The 14,829-nt window shown below is 47.2% G+C and carries 15 protein-coding genes; 14 read left to right on the top strand and 1 reads right to left on the bottom strand.

Features of this window, described 5'->3' with window-relative positions; genetic code table 11:
- The first annotated feature begins 5 nt into the window (after nucleotides 1-5).
- The 9 genes from rsmA to MKX46_RS15680 all read left to right on the top strand — a co-directional run bounded on the left by rsmA (nucleotide 6) and on the right by MKX46_RS15680 (nucleotide 7,894).
- A complete protein-coding gene (gene rsmA / locus MKX46_RS15640; RefSeq protein ID WP_209950312.1) occupies nucleotides 6-890 on the top strand; it encodes a 16S rRNA (adenine(1518)-N(6)/adenine(1519)-N(6))-dimethyltransferase RsmA in 885 nt (294 codons plus the stop codon).
- Nucleotides 891-945: 55 nt separating this feature from the next.
- On the top strand, nucleotides 946-1,842 hold the full coding sequence (gene yabG, locus MKX46_RS15645) for a sporulation peptidase YabG (protein ID WP_023986432.1): 897 nt from the start codon (nucleotides 946-948) through the stop codon (nucleotides 1,840-1,842).
- Nucleotides 1,843-2,043: 201 nt separating this feature from the next.
- Nucleotides 2,044-2,325: a biofilm formation stimulator Veg gene (veg, locus tag MKX46_RS15650; protein WP_013308120.1), complete on the top strand. Its 282-nt coding sequence runs from the start codon at nucleotides 2,044-2,046 to the stop codon at nucleotides 2,323-2,325.
- Between the two features lie 162 nt (nucleotides 2,326-2,487).
- The gene (locus MKX46_RS15655) at nucleotides 2,488-2,667 is read left to right on the top strand and encodes a small, acid-soluble spore protein, alpha/beta type (protein WP_007428013.1); all 180 of its coding nucleotides are present in this window, start codon (nucleotides 2,488-2,490) and stop codon (nucleotides 2,665-2,667) included.
- A 144-nt stretch (nucleotides 2,668-2,811) separates the two neighbouring features.
- A complete protein-coding gene (gene ispE, locus MKX46_RS15660; protein ID WP_341071450.1) occupies nucleotides 2,812-3,666 on the top strand; it encodes a 4-(cytidine 5'-diphospho)-2-C-methyl-D-erythritol kinase in 855 nt (284 codons plus the stop codon).
- Between the two features lie 181 nt (nucleotides 3,667-3,847).
- Entirely contained in the window at nucleotides 3,848-4,675 is an 828-nt protein-coding gene (purR, locus tag MKX46_RS15665) for a pur operon repressor (RefSeq protein WP_029519376.1), read from the top strand.
- A 175-nt stretch (nucleotides 4,676-4,850) separates the two neighbouring features.
- Nucleotides 4,851-5,138: a septation regulator SpoVG gene (gene spoVG, locus MKX46_RS15670; protein ID WP_007428016.1), complete on the top strand. Its 288-nt coding sequence runs from the start codon at nucleotides 4,851-4,853 to the stop codon at nucleotides 5,136-5,138.
- A gap of 345 nt (nucleotides 5,139-5,483) precedes the next feature.
- Nucleotides 5,484-6,881, top strand: a complete 1,398-nt coding sequence (gene glmU, locus MKX46_RS15675; RefSeq protein ID WP_080658680.1) for a bifunctional UDP-N-acetylglucosamine diphosphorylase/glucosamine-1-phosphate N-acetyltransferase GlmU — start codon at nucleotides 5,484-5,486, stop codon at nucleotides 6,879-6,881.
- A 59-nt stretch (nucleotides 6,882-6,940) separates the two neighbouring features.
- Nucleotides 6,941-7,894: a ribose-phosphate diphosphokinase gene (locus tag MKX46_RS15680; RefSeq protein WP_013308125.1), complete on the top strand. Its 954-nt coding sequence runs from the start codon at nucleotides 6,941-6,943 to the stop codon at nucleotides 7,892-7,894.
- A 67-nt stretch (nucleotides 7,895-7,961) separates the two neighbouring features.
- On the opposite strand, the gene MKX46_RS15685 is transcribed toward MKX46_RS15680, so the two are convergent.
- On the bottom strand, nucleotides 7,962-8,162 hold the full coding sequence (locus MKX46_RS15685; RefSeq protein ID WP_029519375.1) for a hypothetical protein: 201 nt from the start codon (nucleotides 8,160-8,162) through the stop codon (nucleotides 7,962-7,964).
- A 196-nt stretch (nucleotides 8,163-8,358) separates the two neighbouring features.
- Between MKX46_RS15685 and pth the strand changes: the two genes are divergently transcribed.
- From pth to spoVT, 5 genes are all read left to right on the top strand, one after another.
- Complete coding sequence (pth, locus tag MKX46_RS15690) at nucleotides 8,359-8,919, top strand: aminoacyl-tRNA hydrolase (RefSeq protein WP_029519374.1); 561 nt, start codon at nucleotides 8,359-8,361, stop codon at nucleotides 8,917-8,919.
- Nucleotides 8,920-9,005: 86 nt separating this feature from the next.
- On the top strand, nucleotides 9,006-9,236 hold the full coding sequence (locus MKX46_RS15695) for an anti-sigma-F factor Fin family protein (RefSeq protein ID WP_007428020.1): 231 nt from the start codon (nucleotides 9,006-9,008) through the stop codon (nucleotides 9,234-9,236).
- A 134-nt stretch (nucleotides 9,237-9,370) separates the two neighbouring features.
- Nucleotides 9,371-12,898 (top strand): transcription-repair coupling factor, encoded by a 3,528-nt coding sequence (mfd, locus tag MKX46_RS15700; RefSeq protein WP_029519373.1) that lies wholly within the window; start codon nucleotides 9,371-9,373, stop codon nucleotides 12,896-12,898.
- Nucleotides 12,882-14,000: a peptidylprolyl isomerase gene (locus MKX46_RS15705; protein WP_209950314.1), complete on the top strand. Its 1,119-nt coding sequence runs from the start codon at nucleotides 12,882-12,884 to the stop codon at nucleotides 13,998-14,000. The genes mfd and MKX46_RS15705 overlap by 17 nt, the downstream gene beginning before the upstream one ends.
- Nucleotides 14,001-14,167: 167 nt before the next feature.
- Nucleotides 14,168-14,710 carry a stage V sporulation protein T gene (gene spoVT, locus MKX46_RS15710; RefSeq protein WP_029519371.1) on the top strand — a complete coding sequence of 181 codons (543 nt, stop codon included), beginning with the start codon at nucleotides 14,168-14,170 and terminating at the stop codon, nucleotides 14,708-14,710.
- The last annotated feature ends 119 nt before the right edge of the window (nucleotides 14,711-14,829 follow it).

Consider the following 14,829-nt stretch of genomic DNA (forward strand, 5'->3'; position numbering starts at 1 on the left):
TCCGTATGACAGGAATTCAAGATATAGCAACACCGCGGCGTACAAAGGAAATTATTCAACGGCACGGTTTTTCGTTCAAAAAGAGTTTGGGACAAAATTTCCTGATTGATCAAAATATTCTCAATAAGATTGTGAATGCTGCCGGATTGGATGAGACGAAGGGCGCACTTGAGATTGGTCCTGGGATTGGCGCTTTGACCGAGAAGCTGGCGCAATCGGCCAAGGTAGTTACCGCTGTTGAGATTGACCAGCGGCTACTGCCAATTCTCGAAGAAGTGTTGGCCCCTTATGAGCATGTGAAGGTACGTCATGGAGACGTGCTGAAGCTGGATTTACGCGAGGTGTTTGCAGCTGATTTTGCAGACGTGAGTAAAGTAAGTGTCGTGGCTAATCTGCCGTATTACGTTACTACACCGATTCTGATGAGGCTACTGGAGGACAAGCTTCCTTTGGAGAATATCGTCGTTATGATCCAAAAAGAAGTGGCTGAGCGTATGGCTGCGTCTCCTGGAACGAAGGATTACGGTAGCCTGAGCATTGCAGTACAATATTACAGCGAACCTGAATTGGTCTGTATTGTACCGAATACAGTATTTATTCCCCAGCCAAATGTGGAGTCTGCAGTCATTCGGTTGCGTGTACGGGAAGCCCCTCCGGTGGAAGTGGTGGATGAGAAGCACTTCTTTGAAGTGGTTCATGCTGCTTTTGCCCAGCGTCGTAAAACGATTTCCAATAACTTAAAAAGCCGATTCTTCACCAAAGAGAACAGGGACACGCTGGAGCCGCTGTTGCAACAAGCTGGTATTGAACCCTCCCGTCGAGGAGAAACGCTAAGTATTGAGGAATTTGCGCGTCTCAGTGCTGTTCTGGTGGAAGCAGGTATATCCTAAGCTGGAACCAAACTGTGCATTCACCCATACGATATACGAGGGGTGATACAGTGTGATGAGTTTAGGAGACTTGGTCGTTCGGAAATCGTACGGCGGAGATGTCACGTTTCGCGTTGAGGACATCCAGCGGGATAAAGCGATCATTAAGGGAATAGAATTTCGGTTGCTGGCCGATTCCCCGGTGAACGATCTGGTCAGAGTGCCTGCAGACCAGATTAGCGGTAAGACTCAGCAGGCTCACATTAAGGCTGGTGAGTCTCTTAATCTGTTGCAACGGGCACGCCAGCAGCAAGCTGCTCGTAGTCAGGCAGCTCTGGTTGGGGACTGGAGTGATCCAGTCGAGTCAACGTATTTTGAAATGCCGGGAAAGGTTCTTCATCTGGATGGAGATCCCGGCTATTTGAAAAAATGTCTCAGTTTATATGAACAGCTCCGTGTTCCTGCAGAGGGACATCACGTTCATGAATCGGCAATGGCGGATACGTTGTACCGGCTGCTTCCCCGTATCCGTCCGGATATTGTAGTGATTACCGGACATGATGGCGTGCTAAAGCAGCCACAGCCTTACGATTTGTACAGCTTGAAAAGTTATAAAAATTCGCAAAATTTTGTGGCGGCAATTCAGGTAGCAAGACAATATGAACGTCATCTGGATTCGCTGACCATTGTAGCGGGGGCGTGCCAGTCCCATTTTGAGGCGCTGCTGCGTGCGGGAGCGAACTTCGCCAGCTCACCAGGGCGTATCCTGATTCACGCGCTGGACCCCGTTTACGTGGCTGCCAAGGCGGCTTTTACTTCGATCCGTGATACGGTGAATATGGGGGACCTGTTTCACCAGACAATCAGCGGCAGTCGCGGAGTGGGTGGAATTGAAACCAGAGGAAGCTATCGCATCGGCCTGCCGAAGCTTGAAAATTTGTCAACGCTTAAAGTAACGCCTTCTGCAATCTAGGATTCAAATGTGCCAATAGGATTGACTTGAACAAAAAGCCTCTGCTTTCAGAGGCTTTTTGTCATTTTTTATATAAATTATTCCTGTTCGCAAAAAATTAAATTGACAACTTATTTTTCGTGTTGTTATAATATTTAGCTCGATTTGACAATCCCTCTAAAATTCGTTATAATGGACAAGGAAAGAGGTGGTCGTTAGGCAATGGCTAAAAATACGCTGTTGGAAATCAAACGCAGTCTCGACGCACATGTAGGGCAAAAAATTTTGCTGCGGGCTAACGGCGGACGCCGTAAGACCGTCGAACGAACTGGTGTCTTGGAAGAAACGTACCCTTCTGTTTTTATCGTCAAGCTGGATCAGGAGCAACAGACGTTTAAACGTGTCTCCTACAGCTATGCTGACATCCTTACCGAGTCGGTGGAAGTCAGCGTATATGATCCCGACTCCCATACAAGTGTAGTCGAATATTTTGAAACACCTTAATTCATTTCGTGATTTATACCAGCTTTGCAGGTTTAACGACGGCTTCGTCATTTCAAATGACGGGGCCGTTTTGTATATACAGAGCAGGATGAAGCATGACATCTCTGCACATACTAAGCCGGGAATGATCTTCCTTATTCCATTGCCGAAGGAGGCGTATGTATGAGCCGAAGAAGACGGAGTGTCATGTCGGAGGAGCTAAAGTACGAGCTGGCCAAAGATCTTGGATTTTACGACACGGTCAAGGAAGAAGGCTGGGGAGGCATTAAAGCCAAGGATGCGGGCAATATGGTCAAGCGGGCCATCCAGCTTGCTGAGCAGGCTGCTTCTCGCAAATCGTAGCCATCGGTGGTGCTGATGAAAAGCGGGGATATCCGGGATTAGACCGGGTCATCTCCGCTTTTTTGAACCTCATGACTTGACACGCTGAGTCTGATATAATATGTTAAGCTGTCTTGAGGGAAAAGTTGAAGGTGGGTGAACGCCTTGAAAATATATGAAAAAGCACCGGCGAAAATCAATTTAATGCTTGATGTTCTACGTAAACGGGACGATGGTTATCACGAGGTCGAAATGATTATGACCATGGTCGATCTGTCTGACCGATTGACGATGTCTGAGTTACCGCGTGATACCATTATTATTTCAAGTCAAGCCGGGTACATACCATTGGATGAAAAGAATTTGGCTTTTCAGGCTGCGCGTCTGATCAAAGAACGTTATAACGTGTCTACGGGCGTCCACATCCATCTGGATAAGCATATCCCGGTGGCAGCAGGGTTGGCGGGTGGAAGTAGTGATGCTGCCGCAGCGCTGCGTGGACTGAACAAGCTATGGAAGCTTGGTATCTCGGATGCCGAATTAAGGGTGCTGGGTGCGGAGCTGGGCTCAGATGTACCTTTCTGTATTACAGGGGGTACAGCTTTAGCGAGTGGACGCGGAGAACTGCTCAAGCCACTTCCGAATCCGCCACAATGCTGGGTGATCCTTGCGAAGCCGCCGATTAATGTATCGACGGCTGAAGTGTACGGTCGTGTCAAAGCGGATCAGATTACGCACCACCCGTCTGCACGCCAGATGGAGCATGCGATCCGTAACGCTTCTTTTACCGATGTATGCAACGCACTGGGGAATGTACTGGAGAATGTAACACTAAAGCTGTATCCAGAGGTAGAGCATCTTAAAAACTCCATGATCCGCTTAGGAGCAGACGGTGTGCTGATGTCAGGTAGTGGACCTACGGTGTTCGGACTAGTATCGAAGGAAGCCAAAGTGCCACGGATTTACAATGGACTAAGAGGGTTTTGTAAAGATGTGTACGCAGTACGACTTTTGACCTGATTTTAGATATTTCTTTCTTATTATAGTGGCAATTGTTGTACAAATACGTACGAAGATGATATATTTACTATTAAATATTCGGATTTCACTATATCACTTACATTCCGCCAGCAACCGGCCAGTCCGCCGGTGCTTTACTGTACGAAGCGGGCGGCAGGAGAATAGATCGCGAGGAATTGTTGTGAAAAAACTTAAAAGAAGCTCACGATTGGTGGAAATGACGCAATTTTTATTGTCACGGCCGCATACGCTGGTGCCTCTTACTCATTTTGCGGATCGCTACGGGGCAGCTAAGTCGTCCATAAGCGAGGATCTGGCCATCATCAAGGAAGTATTTGAGGATGAAGGTACTGGCGAGCTTCTGACGCTGGCGGGAGCGGCAGGGGGCGTGAAACTGATCCCGAGGCTTTCCAAGCAGCATGCGCTTGCGTTTGCGAACGACCTGTGTGCGCAACTGGAGCAGCCTGACCGCATATTACCGGGAGGATACCTGTATTTGTCCGATTTGCTGGGCCAACCTGCGATGATGAACGAAGCTGGTAAAATATTCGCGACCGCCTTTGCCAATCGTCAGATTGATGTGGTTATGACGGTGGAGACCAAGGGTATTCCACTTGCCTATGCAACCGGAGCACAGCTGAATTTGCCAGTCGTTCTCGTACGGCGTGATCATCAGGTAACAGAAGGCTCGGCTGTAAGTATTAATTATGTTTCAGGATCACAAAAGAGCCTGCATACGATGTCTTTATCCAGACGTGCGATGCGTGAGAAATCGCGTGTGCTTATCGTAGATGATTTTATGAAGGCCGGTGGCACGATTCAGGGGATGGTCGACTTGCTGGCTGAGTTTAATGCTGAGGTGGCCGGTGTAGGTGTGCTGGTAGAATCGGGCGAGGTGGAGAACGAAGAGCGCCTGCTGCACGATTATATTTCACTGGCGAATCTGACCGCAGTCGATTCTCGAAGCAAGCAAATTACGGTCAAGCTGGGCAATTATTTTGATGAGTGAACAGGGCTGTAAATTGTCACAATCCATCATAAAATACCTAAATATGTCGAAAAGAAATCTTTTCAAAAAAATTACCTGAATTTAGGATACGAATTGCCGAAAAAAAGAAGGATTTCGAACTGCTGTGTGGAATGTATACACCAAGTCCTATTTGGAAAAAGGTGGTGAAACACACATGCAGATTACGGATGTTAGACTCCGCCGAGTGAACTCAGAAGGAAGAATGAAGGCGATTGCATCCATTACGATTGATAACGAGTTCGTTGTTCATGACATCCGAGTTATCGACGGTAATAACGGGATGTTCGTAGCTATGCCAAGCAAACGAACTCCAGACGGAGAGTTTCGCGATATCGCTCACCCGATATCTTCAGGAACCCGTGAGAAGATCCAAGCTGCTGTATTGACTGAGTACGAACGTGCGGCTGTGGATGAAGAAGTTGCTATTGAAGAAGGCGCTTAATTCGCCTAAAGCAGGATTGGGGAACAAAAGAAAAAGAGAGCCACTAACTGTGGCTCTCTTTTCTTTTTGTCTGGAATGAGATATATTCTTTAGTGAGTTAACAGTCAGTTTTAAGGCAACTTGGAGCCATCCGGGCTGCCGAAGCGGCTTTTTCATAAGACAGGGACTAGGCAGCGATGCGTCCCGGGGATGAATGTCCAGCACAAGCTGGCCTGAAAAAATAGCCATTAACCAAAGGTTCGCCGTTATTTTTCAGGAGGATTGTGAAAAGTTAAGCAAAATCTGATCTGGGAATTAACGTTTTAGCCAAGGGGTAACTGTTATTTTCAGGATAGGAGGTTGGACTTGTTGGAAAGGTTGGCAGTCATTCTTGCCGCAGGGCAGGGAAAACGTATGAAATCCAAATTATATAAAGTTCTGCATCCGGTGTGCGGAAAACCGATGGTTGGGCATGTGCTCGACACGGTTCGTGAAATCGGTGTGTCCCGAAGTGTAGTCGTCGTGGGTCATGGAGCAGAGGCAGTACAGTCTTATTTGGGACCGTCGGCAGAATATGCGCTTCAGGCAGAGCAGTTGGGAACGGGCCATGCTGTTAAGCAAGCCAAGGACTTGCTCGGTCAGGAAAAAGGTACAACCATTGTCATTTGTGGGGATACTCCTTTGATCACAGCGGAGACGCTGGAAGGCTTGGTGCAATTGCACGAGAGCCGTGGGGCAGCTGCGACGATTTTGACCGCTGAGTTGGACGACCCGAAAGGATATGGACGAGTTATCCGTGATGCTTCCGGGGCCGTGCTCAAGATCGTGGAACAGAAAGATTGTTCACCTGAGGAAGATGCTGTCCGGGAGATCAATACGGGAACGTACTGCTTTGACAATGCCAAGCTGTTTGCAGCGCTGGACAAGGTAACGAACACCAATGCACAGCAGGAATATTATCTGACAGATGTCATTGGTATTTTGCATGGTGAAGGTGAACAGGTTGAGGCGTATTTGACAGATGATGTGTCTGAATCCATCGGTGTTAACGACAGAGTCGCTTTGTCGGTAGCTGAGGGCTATATGCGTGAGCGCATCGTTCGCAAGCATATGCTAAATGGTGTCACTGTCATTGATCCGTCTTCTACCTATATCGGGAGCGAGGTTGTTATTGGTTCCGATACGGTACTGTACCCGAACACATGGCTGCATGGTCAAACACAAATCGGAGAAGATTGTGTGATTGGTCCGCAGGCTGAGATTCAGAATACGATTATCCATTCAGGCGCGACGGTAAAACATTCGGTGTTGAACGAAGCGGAAGTGGGAAGCAGTACATCTGTGGGGCCGTTTGCTTATCTGCGTCCAGGCGCGAAGCTTGGCGAACATGTGAAAATTGGTGATTTTGTTGAGGTGAAAAATGCGACCATTGGAGATCATTCCAAGGTGTCTCATTTGAGCTATGTCGGTGATGCCAAGGTGGGTACAAACGTAAATATTGGCTGCGGGGCAATAACGGTCAATTATGATGGATATAATAAATCCATTACAGAAATTGAAGACGATGCCTTTATTGGCAGCAACGTGAATCTGATCGCCCCGATTAAGATTGGAAAAGGTGCTTATGTTGTAGCAGGCTCCACTGTAACACATGCTGTCCCTGATAACGATCTGGCCATTGCCAGACCACGTCAAGAGAACAAAGCCGGATATGCGGACAAAATCCGCGCACGTGCCAAAGCGAAGAAGAAAAGATCGGAATGACCTTAATCAGCAAGCTGTTGAATCTGTAATGAATGAACCAGCACGGAGGGTTTCTATTAATGACTTATTGCGATTCCAAACTCAAAATATTTACTTGTAACTCCAATCCGAAGTTAGCCCACCAGATTGCGGACTACATCGGCATCCCAATGGGGGAATCCCATACCACATCGTTTAGTGACGGTGAAATCCAGGTTAAGCTGTCGGAAAGCGTACGCGGCTGCCATGTGTATATTGTGCAGTCAACTTGTCTGCCGGTTAACGACAACTTGATGGAGTTATTGGTTATGATTGATGCACTTAAACGCGCTTCTGCCAAAAGTATCAATGTCGTTATGCCATATTACGGTTACGCTCGTCAGGATCGTAAAGCTCGTTCACGCGATCCGATTACAGCGAAACTCGTCGCTAACTTGATTGAAAAAGCGGGAGCTCACCGCGTAATCAGCATGGATTTGCATGCGATGCAGATTCAGGGATTCTTTGATATTCCAGTGGATCATATGCTGGGAGCACCAATTCTGGCCCAATATTTCCGTTCCAAGCAAATTGAGAACCCGATTGTCGTTTCACCCGATCATGGCGGGGTTGTTCGTGCGCGCAAGCTGGCGGACTTCCTGAGTGCGCCGCTCGCTATTATTGATAAGCGTCGTCCAGAGCCAAATGTCAGTGAAGTGATGAACATCATCGGGAACATTGAGGGTAAAACGGCTATTTTAATTGATGATATCATTGATACAGCCGGAACGATTGTATTAGGTGCAAATGCGCTTAAAGAAGGCGGCGTAAAAGATGTGTATGCGTGTTGTACACATGCCGTATTGTCTGGTCCTGCGATGGAAAGACTGGAGAATTCGCCATTAAAAGAGGTGGTTGTGACGGATACGATCCCGATCGTTCACCCGAATCCGACAAGCAAGCTGAAGGTATTGTCTGTGGCTCCATTAATGGGAGAAGCTATCATCCGTGTGCATGAAGAATTGTCGATCAGCAAACTGTTTGAAATCGAATAAGCGCTGGCTCATTAAAAAGGGGTTGCCTTTTCCATGTGGAAAAGGTAACCCCTATCAGCATGTCAGGCTAAAAGCCTGGGCGAGATATGAATGTGAAACGTTGACGATTGTATAGTGTGTCCTCTATTTCGACGAAATGCTCATTAAAACGCGCAACGATGCCAATCTGGATATGTACATTCCCGTCATAAACCTGGACAGGAACGGAATGTTTTAAATGATATAGAAAATGGCTGTCATATAAGAGGATATCACCTTGATTGAGCATACCGGCACGCACCTTCCTATTCATAACAGGATTTTGCAAAATTCGATTCCAGTCGCTCCAAAGTGCAATATATAGACGAACTAGACCATTTCGATCTATATATTGTTCATTGAAAGTCGCTTATTAGATTTTTGCAAAATCCTCAATACAACTATTTTACCAAAAAATCCAGACTGTGAAAGAGGGTGTCAAGGTTATGAAGTGGATTGTAGGATTGGGTAACCCCGGTCCCCAATACGAGAAAACGAGACATAATGTCGGATTTATGGCATTGGATGCTCTTGCCTCGCGTCATAACATCCAGATTAACCAAAGCAAATGCAAGGCGTTGATTGGAGAGGGCCACATTGGTGGCGTGAAAACTGTACTGATTAAGCCAATGACCTATATGAATCTATCAGGCGAGTCTCTACGTGCTTATATGGACTATTATAAGGCCGATATGGAAGATCTGGTTGTCGTGTACGATGACCTGGATACAGAAGTCGGTAAAATAAGATTGCGTTATCAAGGTAGCGCAGGCGGCCATAACGGCATTAAATCGATCATTCAACATACCGGCACGCAGTCCTTCAATCGGATTCGCATGGGCATTTCCCGCCCGGAGCCTGGACATGCTATTGTCGATTATGTTCTAGGTACCTTTCCAAAGAAGGAAAAAGAATTGCTGGCCGGAATGATCGAGGACACGTGCAACGCCTTAGAATACAGCTTGAGTCATCCGTTTGAACGGACGATGGCTGAATTCAACAAGTAAGTTTAGACGTAGGTAGACGGGCTTAAATGGAAGATTGTTGGACATACTGAAAGGTATAGAAAACTTTCAGGAGGCATATACATTACATGGTTGTTAATTATGTATGCAGACATTGTCGAACTTTCTTGGGACGGATTGATTCCGCTGCAATAACCGAAGAAAGGTTAGGCTTCCATTCCTTGACCCCTGCCGAACGTAGAGATATAATAGCGTATAATTCGGGCGGTGAAGTGACCGTCAAAGTCATTTGCGAGCATTGCAGTCAGGCACTGGAGAATAATCCAGAGCTGAGTCTGCTCGTTAATCCGCTCCAATAACAGGTATTCAACTGGTCCGATGTACCAGCTTGAGAGGTGAAGCGGCAATTCCGCTTATGGAGCCTTGGCAGCATTGCTGAGGCTTCTTTTTCGGTTTACATGTAACTATTTATAAGCATAAAGGGGTGCCTTTTTTGTTACAAGCACTTATTCAGGCTTTTACGAAGGATGCTGATTATGCATCCATTGCAGCAGGCATATCATCAGGGATGAAGGAACAACTGATATCAGGTTTATCAGGCTCTTCCCGACAGGTACTGATGGCCGCGCTTGCCGAAGATACCGGACGACCGTTAATGGTCATGACGCACAATATGTTTGCCGCTCAAAAAATAGCAGATGACTTACAGGAAGCGCTTTCCCCTGATCAGGTTTTATTGTATCCTGCCAATGAGCTGGTAGCTGCTGAAGCAGCCATATCCAGTCCAGAGACCTTATCCCAACGAATTGATGTATTGATACGCTGCGCCCAGGGTTTTCGTGGGATTGTTGTCGTGCCGTTTTCTGGTGTTCGACGTTTATTGCCAATGGCGGAAACATGGCGTGAGGCTCGTATTGAGCTGAAAGAAGGCGAAACAATTCAGCTGGAAGCGTTTTTGCTACATATGGTCGAGATGGGATACCAGCGTGTAGAGCGTGTGGAATCACGTGGAGAGATGAGCGTACGTGGAGGAATTATTGATTTTTATCCAATGACAACCCGTTGGGGCTATCGTGTGGAGCTGTTTGACGATGAAATTGATTCGATCCGTAAGTTTGATCCGCAAGATCAGCGCTCGGTGGAAAAGGTTCAGGCCGTTACTGTAACGCCGTGTAAGGAAGTTATTGCGAATAACCAGCGTATGGATCAGGCGGCAGATGCCGCTGCTATTTTGTTGGAGGAGCAGCTGGGCAAAATGACGGATCGTCAAGCTAAGCAGCATCTGAAAGAAGAGATCCATCGTGAAATTGAGTTGCTGCGAGAGCATGTGTATTTTGACGAAATCTATAAATATATCTCCCTGCTGTATCCTGAACGTAAAACCCTGGCAGATTATATGCCGGAAGATACGATTCTGATTATTGACGAACCGGCGCGTATGCTGGAAACAGCCAAGCAACTGGAACGGGATGAGTCAGAATGGAATCTGCATTTGCTTCAAAACGGTAAAACGTTACCGCAGCTAGAACTGTCAGACGACGCGGACAATCTGCTGTACAACCGGAGATTTCAGACGTTGTTCCTGTCGATTTTCCTCCGTCAGGTTCCTCATACCCAGCCGCAAAATATTTTGAACTTCATCTGCCGAGGCATGCAGGATTTCCATGGCCAAATGAATGTGCTCAAGGCGGAGATGGATCGTTGGCGCAAAGCTGGCACACAGGTTATGATGCTGGCGAGTGGAGATGAACGTCTGGACCGGATGCGCCGAGTGCTTGAGGATTATGGTATTGATGAGCCGACGATGGCTATCGGCAATCTGCAAAGCGGTTTTGAAATGCCATCTATTCACCTGGCGGTCATTACCGAGGGTGAAATGTTTTCTCAGAAGCAGCGGAAAGCTCGTAAGCAGGGCCGCCATGTGGACAATGCAGAACGAATTAAGAGCTATAGCGAGCTGAAGGTGGGCGACTACGTCGTACACCAAAATCACGGGATCGGGAAGTACATGGGGATCGGCACGCTGGAGGTTGGCGGTATCCATAAGGATTACATGCATGTCCTCTACGCGGGTGGAGATAAGCTGTCAGTGCCGATTGAACAAATTGATCTGATTCAGAAATATGTTGGCTCAGAGGACAAGGAACCCAAGATTTATAAACTGGGTGGCAATGAGTGGACACGGGTTAAAAGTAAGGTGCGCAGCTCGGTTCAGGATATTGCGGATGACTTGATCAAGCTATATGCAGAACGACAGTCGGCACCAGGGTTTGCTTTTGAAAAGGATTCACCGGAGCAACAAGAGTTTGAGGATATGTTCCCGTATGATGAGACACGTGACCAGATTCGGGCCATCGAAGAGATTAAGAAGGACATGGAGCAGAGCCGCCCGATGGATCGTTTGCTATGCGGTGATGTAGGTTACGGCAAAACTGAAGTTGCGATTCGTGCTGCTTTTAAGTCTGCTATTGAAGGCAAACAAGTAGCGGTGCTGGTACCGACGACGATTTTGGCACAGCAACACTATGAGACGTTCCGTGAACGTTTTTCAGGGTATCCGTTCAATATTCAGGTATTGAGCCGTTTCCGCTCGCGCAAAGAGCAGAATGAAACGATTAAAGGGGTCCGGCAAGGCACGGTCGATATTGTCATTGGTACCCATCGTCTGTTGTCGCAGGATCTGGTGTTTAAGGACCTTGGAATGCTGATTGTCGATGAAGAACAGCGATTTGGCGTAACCCACAAGGAAAAGCTGAAGAAGCTGAAAACGAACGTAGATGTGCTGACGTTAACGGCAACACCTATTCCGCGTACGTTGCATATGTCCATGCTGGGTGTACGTGACTTGTCAGTCATTGAGACGCCACCGGAAAACCGTTTTCCAGTGCAAACGTATGTGGTTGAGCATAGCCAGACTCTAGTCCGTGAGGCCATTGAACGCGAGATGGCACGCGGAGGGCAGGTGTACTATCTGTATAATCGTGTGCAGGGCATTCAGGAGATGGCTGCAGAGATCAATGCGCTCGTACCGGAGGCCAAGGTGGGCGTGGGTCACGGACAAATGTCCGAAACCGAACTGGAGAAAACTATTTTGGATTTCCTGGATGGCGAATATGATGTGCTGGTCAGCACCAGCATTATTGAAACCGGCGTGGATATTCCCAATGTGAATACACTCATTGTGCATGATGCCGATAAAATGGGGCTATCCCAGCTTTATCAGCTGCGTGGGCGTGTAGGTCGTTCCAATCGGATTGCCTATGCTTATTTCACGTACCAGCGGGATAAGGTGCTCACGGAAGTGGCGGAGAAGCGCCTTCAGTCGATTAAAGAATTTACGGAGCTGGGCTCCGGCTTCAAGATTGCAATGCGCGATTTGTCCATCCGCGGCGCGGGTAACTTGCTTGGCGCTGAGCAGCATGGATTCATCGCATCCGTCGGCTTTGATCTTTACTCGCAGATGCTGGCTGAGGAAATTAATAAACGTAAAGTCAGCGTACTTGGAGAAGAGGATCAGTCCAATCGGAATTGGAGTACGTCGATTGATTTAGGCGTCGATGCTTACCTGCCGGGTGACTATATTTATGACAGCATCCAGAAAATTGAGATTTATAAAAAGGTTGCAGCGGTCAGTACCTTTGACGAGGCTTCTGAACTGGAGGATGAACTGGTCGACCGATTTGGCGATCTGCCAGAGGCTGTGCGTCATTTGCTAGCCGTGGCTCGCCTCAAGGTATATGGACGCATGTATGGCATCGAGTCCATAGTGCAACGGGATGACAATATCGTGTTGAAATTCCATGAAGGGCGTCAGCAGGCGGTACAGACCGCCAAACTTGCCGAGATTGGCAATCGCTTTGAAAGACGTGTACAATTTGAACAGGGCACATCTATGAGCGCACGCATAAAGGGCAAAGGTCTAAATGATCCACAGTTGCTAGAACTGCTGGAACAATTTTTGAGTGCATTGAAAGAAGCATTCACATTGAAGGAGGAACTGCAAAATGCCACAACTAAATAAAAGAAAACCTTGGAGAATGCTCTCCTTGGGAATGGCAGCGCTGCTAGCTATATCGGTTCTGGCAGCATGTACGAAGCAACCGGATGAGAACAAGGTCAAGGATGAACCGAAGGACAACAGCAAGGTTGTCGTGACCTATAAGGGTGGAACGATTACCGAAAATGAGTTCAACCAAGAAATCAGTATGATGAAATTCCTGTACCCAGAGTATGAGGCTGCGTTAGCTTCGGATCAGGTACGAGAGCAAATTGTAAAGCAGGAAGTGGTGTACAAGCTTCTGGCGGCTAAAGCGGACGACAAAGCCAAGGAGCAGGGTGCCAAAGAAGGGAACGAACAACTGGAGCAGTATAAAAAGTCAGTCGGAGAAGATAAGTTCAAGACATTTCTGAGTGATAAGAAACTGACTGAACAAGGTGTGAAAGATTACTTCACGCGTGTAATGACGGTAATCAACAGCGAAACTAACAAAGTAACAGATGATCAGCTAAAACAGGAATTTGAGAAAAATAAAGATCAATTCACGACAGCAACCGTGCGTCATGTATTGATTAACTTCCAAGATCCTAAAACAAAGAAACAGCGCAAAAAAGAGGATGCCCTCAAGCTGGCGAAAGAAGTGAAGGCGAAGCTGGACGGAGGAGCGGATTTTGCGACGATTGCCAAGAAATATTCAGAAGACCCAGGTTCTGCGTCTAACGGAGGTCTGTATGAGAATGCATCCGTAGCGCAATGGGTACCTGCCTTTAAAGAGGCCGCTGAGACCCAACCGATTAACAAAATCGGTGAGCCGGTGGAAACGGAATACGGATATCACGTGATCAAAGTGGAGTCCCGCAATGAGCCAACGTTTGATAAATTGAAAGACAACGAAAAGGCTGCCCTGAAAAATAAATTGGCCGGGGAAAGTATCCAAAACTTTACCGAAAATGATTTGACGAAACTTGATTTGAAAATCAATCTGCCGAAGGTACCAGCTACGCAAGAGAAAAGCGGTGCAACTTCTGGTGCCGGTAGCACAACTACACCGGGCGCAACAACAAACGGTACGGGCGATGCCAAGGCAGGAACAGCCAAAGATGGAGCTACAAACGAAGGTAAATAACTGAACATGCATAAGGAATTGGGAACAGATGAATACTATGGTCAGATATCACCATAAACACCATGACCGTGACGTTCTTCGTGACCGCTTCTGGGGGAGTGGAAGCGTCTTTCGATACCGTCAGTAGTTTACTAAATTCTTCTTGAGAAAGTGGGGCAACATGTGAAATGAAAGCTACTGGTATAGTTCGCCGTATTGATGACCTTGGGCGGGTAGTTATTCCAAAGGAAATTCGCCGCACCTTGAGAATTCGTGAAGGAGATCCGCTTGAGATTTTTGTGGATCGTGACGGAGAAGTCATTTTGAAAAAGTATTCACCTATTGGTGAACTTGGTGATTTCGCCAAAGAATATGCTGAGTCCCTGTTTGAAAGCACGGGCCATATTACAATGATTACCGATCGGGACACCATTATTACGGTGGCTGGAGGCTCTAAAAAAGAGTTTCTGGACAAGCCAATCGGTAGCATTATCGAAGGTAGTATGGATAATCGCAAAACTGTGCTGGAGACAGCCAGCGGCTCTTATGAGCTAACGCGAGACCACGAAGAAACACTCTCGTCCTTTGTGGCGGCTCCCATTGTTTCCGGTGGTGATCCCATTGGTTCCGTTGTATTGTTGAACAAGGACGAAAATGTAAAAATGTCCGAAATGGAGGTCAAAATGGCTGAAACAGCCGCTGGCTTCCTGGGCAAACAAATGGAACAGTAACATCCCGTTTCACCCCTGTATGACGTACAGAATGGCGAAAGCCGTCCTACGTTGCACAGGGTTTTTTTTCTTTCCGTGAGAAGAGGCGGTATAATAGGACTCGGGTAAGATGCATATTT

This window comes from Paenibacillus sp. FSL P4-0113 (assembly GCF_038009305.1).
Lineage (GTDB): Bacteria > Bacillota > Bacilli > Paenibacillales > Paenibacillaceae > Paenibacillus > Paenibacillus polymyxa_D.

Coding starts and splice junctions, on each gene's coding strand:
- rsmA (WP_209950312.1), top strand. CDS start 6: ATGACAGGAATTCAAGATATAGCAACACCGCGGCGTACAAAGGAAATT.
- yabG (WP_023986432.1), top strand. CDS start 946: ATGAGTTTAGGAGACTTGGTCGTTCGGAAATCGTACGGCGGAGATGTC.
- veg (WP_013308120.1), top strand. CDS start 2,044: ATGGCTAAAAATACGCTGTTGGAAATCAAACGCAGTCTCGACGCACAT.
- MKX46_RS15655 (WP_007428013.1), top strand. CDS start 2,488: ATGAGCCGAAGAAGACGGAGTGTCATGTCGGAGGAGCTAAAGTACGAG.
- spoVG (WP_007428016.1), top strand. CDS start 4,851: ATGCAGATTACGGATGTTAGACTCCGCCGAGTGAACTCAGAAGGAAGA.
- MKX46_RS15680 (WP_013308125.1), top strand. CDS start 6,941: ATGACTTATTGCGATTCCAAACTCAAAATATTTACTTGTAACTCCAAT.
- MKX46_RS15685 (WP_029519375.1), bottom strand. CDS start 8,162: ATGCTCAATCAAGGTGATATCCTCTTATATGACAGCCATTTTCTATAT.
- pth (WP_029519374.1), top strand. CDS start 8,359: ATGAAGTGGATTGTAGGATTGGGTAACCCCGGTCCCCAATACGAGAAA.
- MKX46_RS15695 (WP_007428020.1), top strand. CDS start 9,006: ATGGTTGTTAATTATGTATGCAGACATTGTCGAACTTTCTTGGGACGG.
- MKX46_RS15705 (WP_209950314.1), top strand. CDS start 12,882: ATGCCACAACTAAATAAAAGAAAACCTTGGAGAATGCTCTCCTTGGGA.
- spoVT (WP_029519371.1), top strand. CDS start 14,168: ATGAAAGCTACTGGTATAGTTCGCCGTATTGATGACCTTGGGCGGGTA.